Annotated in this window: 4 protein-coding genes; all 4 read left to right on the top strand. The window is 72.5% G+C overall.

Annotated features, from left to right (window positions below; all coding sequences use genetic code 11):
• Positions 1-183: 183 nt before the first annotated feature.
• The 4 genes from ACFVH0_RS27170 (at position 184) to argG (ending at position 4,400) form a co-directional block, all read left to right on the top strand.
• On the top strand, positions 184-681 hold the full coding sequence (locus tag ACFVH0_RS27170; RefSeq protein ID WP_385824277.1) for a hypothetical protein: 498 nt from the start codon (positions 184-186) through the stop codon (positions 679-681).
• Entirely contained in the window at positions 678-1,367 is a 690-nt protein-coding gene (locus ACFVH0_RS27165) for a type VII secretion system-associated protein (protein ID WP_385824275.1), read from the top strand. The genes ACFVH0_RS27170 and ACFVH0_RS27165 overlap by 4 nt, the downstream gene beginning before the upstream one ends.
• Positions 1,364-2,818, top strand: coding sequence for a hypothetical protein (locus ACFVH0_RS27160; protein WP_385824273.1), 1,455 nt, complete (start codon positions 1,364-1,366; stop codon positions 2,816-2,818). The genes ACFVH0_RS27165 and ACFVH0_RS27160 overlap by 4 nt, the downstream gene beginning before the upstream one ends.
• 133 nt (positions 2,819-2,951) lie before the next feature.
• A complete protein-coding gene (argG, locus tag ACFVH0_RS27155; protein WP_385824271.1) occupies positions 2,952-4,400 on the top strand; it encodes an argininosuccinate synthase in 1,449 nt (482 codons plus the stop codon).
• The last annotated feature ends 134 nt before the right edge of the window (positions 4,401-4,534 follow it).

The following is a 4,534-nucleotide window of genomic DNA, read 5'->3' as shown; positions in this document are numbered from 1 at the left end:
GACGGGGACAACGACACAAACACATCCACAACACCCCCAACACAGCGAACAAAGCACATCCACAAACGCAAACCCCCGGCACAGAACGACGAAACGACGACGGATACAGACACGGAGACCGGCGCCGACACGGAATCGCTACCGCCGCGGACACACCTCGAAGAAGAGAGCACCGACGGGTGGGTGACCGAGTACGACTACGGGCCCCTCAGCGACGGCTCTTCGCTGCCCCCGGTGCCACCGCCCACCCCGGTCGCGTCGACGCCGCCGGCGTCCCCCGTCCTGTCGGCCGTCCAGTCGTCCCCGGCCCCGTCGACTCCCCCGCCGCCACCACCGCCACCGCCGCCCCCGCACACGGGCGGCGACAACGACACGTCGGACTCGGACGGTTCATCGCCCGATGTTCTCGGCCGGGTCCTCGACGCGTACGCGGTGCGGGACGTCGTCGTACGGCAGGTGAATCTGCGCCAGCTGCACGATCCACTCATCTCCGCGAGGGCCGCGCTGGACCTCGCGCCCGGCGGCCTGACCATGCGCGAGCTGGCGCTGACCGACGCGCAGGTACTGACGGTGCTCGCCCATCACCGCCATCTGTCCCCCGAGGCGGTGGAGGAGTTGCTCAAGCACCCCTCGTACGCGGCGGTCCTCCAGCACGAGGGCGAGGCTCCCCAGGCGTCATGACGGACACGAACCGAGGCACCCAGATGCAGCACACCGACGGACCGGCCGGGCGGGAACTTCCGCCCGTTCCCGGCCACATCCGCGAAGCCGCGCGGGAGGCACCGGACCACTGGATCGGCGTCGTCGATCCGGCATGGACCGATGCCGCCCCGCCGCCGCCCTGGGCCGTGGCCGGGGAGTGGCGTTCCGGGCTCGACGGCGAAGTCACGGAGTGGCAGCCCAACGAGGACTACCGGCCGTCCCCGTCGGCCCTGGGCTGGCCCGAGCCGACCGATCCGGTCGATGCCGCCGTGCAGTTGGCCGTCACCGGGTACGGCCCGCTGAGCGACGCCGTGGAGGCGCTGGCGGGTGCGGAGGCGGTGGTGCTCCGGGCGCCCGACGGGGGCCCGTTGACGGTCGCCGGGGCCGACGGTTCACCCGCCGTGCCGCTCTTCACCGCCGTACCCCACCAGCCGTTCGAAGGCGCCCTGGCCCACGACACGGTCACCGTCGCCGACCTGGTGCGCGGCCTCGCCGCGGACGAGGGCCGCGTCTCGGTCAACCCGGCGGGCCCGGCACGCATCCTGCTCGACGCGCGTCTGATCCTCGACGCCGTACGGCCCGCCGTCCCCTCCCCCGCCACCGGCGGTTCCCCCGATTCGTCCCACCAGCTCCCCACCAGTCCCGTCACCCAGAGGACCCCATGACCACGTCCAGGAACGAAGAAGCAGCGGCCGCCTCCGAGCCGGAGGCGCACGCCACCGCCGAGGCCGCCGCCGGCGAGACCCCGGCACGGACCGCTCGCGCGGCTTCCGCGAAGCGCAGCGGTGCGGCCGCGGCGGCGGAGCCGTCCGCGTCTGCGGAAGAGGCGGCCGAAGAGGCTCCGGAGGCGTCCGCCATGACGTCCGCAGGGGCATCCGGCGAGGAGACGAAGACCGCGTCCGGGGCAGCGGCGGAATCCGGGCGGAAGAACGAGGCGGAGCCGGACGCGGAGGCCGAGGGCACCGCTGCCACCGCCGAGGGCGAGGGAGAGGCCGCCACCGCGACCGCCACCGCCGAGGGCGAGGGAGAGGCCGCCACCGCGACCGCCACCGCCGAGGCGGAAGCGGAGGCGGAAGCCACCGCGACCATGACCGCCACCACCACGGCCGACACCCCCGAGAGGACGGGACGTCCGAACAAGGCGCTCCTCGCGGGCGCCGCCATCGCCGGTGTCCTGCTGGTGACCGTGCCGTTCCTCGTCCACACCGGCGGCGGCAACGACGGCAAGCGCTCGGCGGGCAGCGGCGAGGCCCCGGGCACGATGCTCGGCTCCGGCAACGGAGACGTGCCCGGCGCGTTCGCGTCCGCGGCCCCCTCTCCGCGCGCGGGCTCCGGCAAGCAGCCGCCCGCCGGCAAGGACGGGAAGGGCGGCTCGGGGCCCTCCGCAGACGGTGCGCACGGATCGAAGCCGCTCAACGAGGGTGGCGGCAGCACGGGCGGGAACACCGGGGGCCCGGGCGACGGCTCGGGGGGCGGGAAGTCCGCCGGCGGTGAGAAGTCCACGACCCGGAAGACCAACACGGGCAGCGGCAGCAGTGGCAGCGGCTCGGGCAGTGCGGCCGGCGGCACCGCGCAGAAGTCGGCCCCGCAGTCGACCGTCGTCTACACCGGGGTGACCGGCCACGGCTGCCCCACCCCCTCCGGCGGCGGCTTCCAGCAGGACCACTACTTCACCGACGGCAGCGCCGGCTGGTACACCCGCTCCTCCGGCGGCTGGACGGGCAACGGCTGCAACGGCAGCTACTCCTCCATCCCGATGTCCGGCGACACCTCCACCGACATGCAGAACCGCGTCAAGTGGTGGTGGAAGCCCGGCACCCGGGCCCGGACCTGCCAGATCTCGGTGTTCATACCGAACAGCAACACCAACCTGTACGTGGGCGGGCACCCGACGAAGTACCACGTGCTGGTCAACGCCAACGACCGTACGACCATGTACAGCAGCTTCTCGATCAACCAGGTCGCGCACCGCGGCCAGTGGGTCGACGCGGGCACCTTCGCCATGAAGGGCGCCACGATCGGGGTGAAGCTGCTCGACCGCGGTGACGACTGGTCCAAGGGGTGGGAGAAGGCCCATCACGCCGCGGCGCAGATGCGGGCGACCTGCCGTTCCTGACGATCCGGCGCTCCTGCTGACGCGCCGTTCCTGAGCGCGTTCCGCTTCGGGCCGGCCCCTCCCCGGGGCCGGCCCGTCGTGTTTCACGGCACCAAATGTTGCATGATCATGCGAAGTGATGCATAGTCTTCCTATGTCCAAAGTCCTCACCTCCCTCCCCACCGGCGAGCGCGTCGGCATCGCCTTCTCCGGCGGGCTCGACACCTCTGTCGCCGTCGCCTGGATGCGCGACAAGGGCGCCGTCCCCTGCACGTACACCGCCGACATCGGCCAGTACGACGAGCCCGACATCGCGTCCGTGCCCGGCCGTGCCTCCGCGTACGGCGCCGAGATCACCCGGCTCGTCGACTGCCGTGCCGCGCTGGTCGAGGAAGGGCTTGCGGCGCTCTCCTGCGGCGCGTTCCACATCAGGTCGGGCGGCCGCCCGTACTTCAACACCACGCCGCTGGGGCGCGCCGTGACCGGCACGCTGCTGGTGCGGGCCATGCTTGAGGACGGGGTGCAGATCTGGGGCGACGGCTCCACGTTCAAGGGCAACGACATCGAGCGGTTCTACCGCTACGGCCTGCTCGCCAACCCGCACCTGCGGATCTACAAGCCCTGGCTGGACGCGGACTTCGTCACGGAGCTCGGCGGCCGCAAGGAGATGTCGGAGTGGCTGCTCGCGCACGGGCTGCCGTACCGGGACTCGACGGAGAAGGCGTACTCCACGGACGCCAACATCTGGGGCGCCACGCACGAGGCCAAGACCCTGGAGCACCTCGACACGGGCGTCGAGACGGTCGACCCGATCATGGGCGTGCGGTTCTGGGATCCGTCGGTGGAGATCGCCACCGAGGACGTGACGGTCGGCTTCGACCAGGGCCGTCCGGTCACGATCAACGGCAAGGAGTTCGCCTCCCCCGTCGACCTCGTCATGGAGGCCAACGCGATCGGCGGCCGCCACGGTCTCGGCATGTCCGACCAGATCGAGAACCGGATCATCGAGGCCAAGAGCCGTGGCATCTACGAGGCCCCGGGCATGGCGCTGCTGCACATCGCCTACGAGCGCCTGGTCAACGCGATCCACAACGAGGACACCCTGGCCGCGTACCACAGCGAGGGCCGTCGGCTCGGCCGGCTGATGTACGAGGGCCGCTGGCTGGACCCGCAGGCGCTGATGATCCGCGAGTCCCTCCAGCGCTGGGTCGGCGCGGCGGTCACCGGCGAGGTGACGCTGCGACTGCGGCGCGGCGAGGACTACTCGATCCTCGACACCACGGGCCCGGCGTTCAGCTACCACCCGGACAAGCTCTCCATGGAGCGGACCGAGGACTCGGCGTTCGGCCCGGTGGACCGGATCGGCCAGCTCACCATGCGGAACCTGGACATCGCCGACTCCCGTGCCCGGCTGGAGCAGTACGCCGGCCTGGGCCTGGTCGGCGGCGGCCACGCGGCGCCGATCGGCGCCGCGCAGGCCGCCTCGACCGGTCTGATCGGCGCCATGGACCAGGGCGGCGCCCAGGCGATCGCCTCCCGCGGCGAGGCCACGGACGAGGAGACGATGCTGGACCGCGCCGCGATGGAGTCCGGCACGGACTGACACCGGTCACCGGCTCACCGGCCGTACGCATCCGGGCAGCGGGGGCCCGGGGGGTGCCATACGGCCGGGGCCCCCGGCGGACGGGGGCCGGGGCCCGCCCGCCGCTTGCCAGGTTGGGCAGGGCCGACGCCGGT

The organism is Streptomyces sp. NPDC127117 (genome assembly GCF_042677325.1).
Lineage (GTDB): Bacteria > Actinomycetota > Actinomycetes > Streptomycetales > Streptomycetaceae > Streptomyces.
This window is presented reverse-complemented; position numbering and strand designations above follow the sequence as displayed.

What these genes read in the sequence shown, in the direction of transcription:
- argG (WP_385824271.1), top strand. Translation starts at nt 2,952, where the DNA reads ATGTCCAAAGTCCTCACCTCCCTCCCCACCGGCGAGCGCGTCGGCATC.
- ACFVH0_RS27165 (WP_385824275.1), top strand. Translation starts at nt 678, where the DNA reads ATGACGGACACGAACCGAGGCACCCAGATGCAGCACACCGACGGACCG.
- ACFVH0_RS27160 (WP_385824273.1), top strand. Translation starts at nt 1,364, where the DNA reads ATGACCACGTCCAGGAACGAAGAAGCAGCGGCCGCCTCCGAGCCGGAG.